General features: G+C 60.5%; 2 protein-coding genes. Both read right to left on the bottom strand.

The features are described from left to right. Positions 1 to 659: CHAP domain-containing protein (locus NE584_RS19305; RefSeq protein WP_256183544.1), on the bottom strand; the 659-nt coding region annotated here is incomplete at its 3' end. An 11-nt stretch (positions 660 to 670) separates the two neighbouring features. After that, on the bottom strand, positions 671 to 991 hold the full coding sequence (locus tag NE584_RS19300; RefSeq protein WP_050623343.1) for a hypothetical protein: 321 nt from the start codon (positions 989 to 991) through the stop codon (positions 671 to 673). Positions 992 to 1,103 lie beyond the last annotated feature (112 nt).

The raw sequence follows: 1,103 nt of genomic DNA, 5'->3' as shown, positions 1-1,103 counted from the left end.
TATCTGGCCTTCGCCGCTGCCCGGGCCATGATCGCGCCCTCCTCCCGGGTCATAAGGTCCTGGGGGCGGCTGCCGTCCGTCAGGCCCAGCTCCACAGCCTCCTCCAACAGCTCCGGCATGGACGCCTTCTTGGCGGCCGCCTCCCTGCGGTATCTCTCCAGGTACTCCAGCCACTGCTCGTAGGTCACGCTCTCTTCCTCCTCATAGTCTGGGCGATATGCCCCCACGATGTATTTCTTATGCCGCCTGCGGCGCATCACCGCCCCGCCGTTGTCCTCGCTGGCACCGCCGGTGTTGCCGTCAATGGTGGTGATGTAGGTCCCATCCCAGCTCTCACAGATGCCAACATGACCGGCGGAGCTCTTGCCGGAGAAGTTGAAGAACACGATGTCTCCCGGCCGGTAGTCAGTCACCGCCTGCTTCTTGTGGAAGGACATCAGCGTGGGACAGTAGGCGGTCTCTCCGCCGCCGTAGTACAACTCGGGAGCCCCGGCCTCCCGGAACACCCACCAGACGAACACGGCGCACCAGGGGTATTTTCCGGACACCTCCCGCCCATAGTAGGCGGTGTTATACTTCACGTTGTCACTGTTGGCCGGGGATTCTCTGGCCCCGATCTGCGACCGGGCGATCTCCAATATCTTTTCAGCGGTTGCCATAGTGCGCCTCCTCACTTCTGTGCCTTGATCCACCCCGCCTGCTCCATCAGCTGCACCAGTTTGTCATAACCGAACATCGCAGAGAAGGCTACCAGGAAGATGAGGGCGATCAGCGCCACGATCATCCAGCCGGTGATGGCAAAGCGGTAATAGGACCACAGGCCGAAGCCCGCCCCCACCGTCACTACCGCGGCCACCAGGAAGGCCAGCAGGTTGGTGGGGAGCATATCGTACAGCAGGCTCTTGAGCACCTGTACGATGATGTTGGTCACCAGGGTCAGCGCCAGCACCAGGGCCAGCAGCATGGGCAGATAGTTGGTCAGTTCATTCATGGGTCGTTTCCTCCTTTTTGCCGGATCTATCCGGCCAGTTGTTATGTTTGCTCAGGTTCTCCAGTATGGATTTGATGGCGTAAGCCAGGATCACGGCAATGATCTCTGTGAC

Source organism: Clostridium sp. DFI.5.61 (assembly GCF_024462915.1).
GTDB classification, from domain to species: domain Bacteria; phylum Bacillota; class Clostridia; order Oscillospirales; family Oscillospiraceae; genus Lawsonibacter; species Lawsonibacter asaccharolyticus.
The sequence above is the reverse complement of the archived record's forward strand: the minus strand, read 5'-3'. Positions and strand labels throughout refer to the sequence as shown.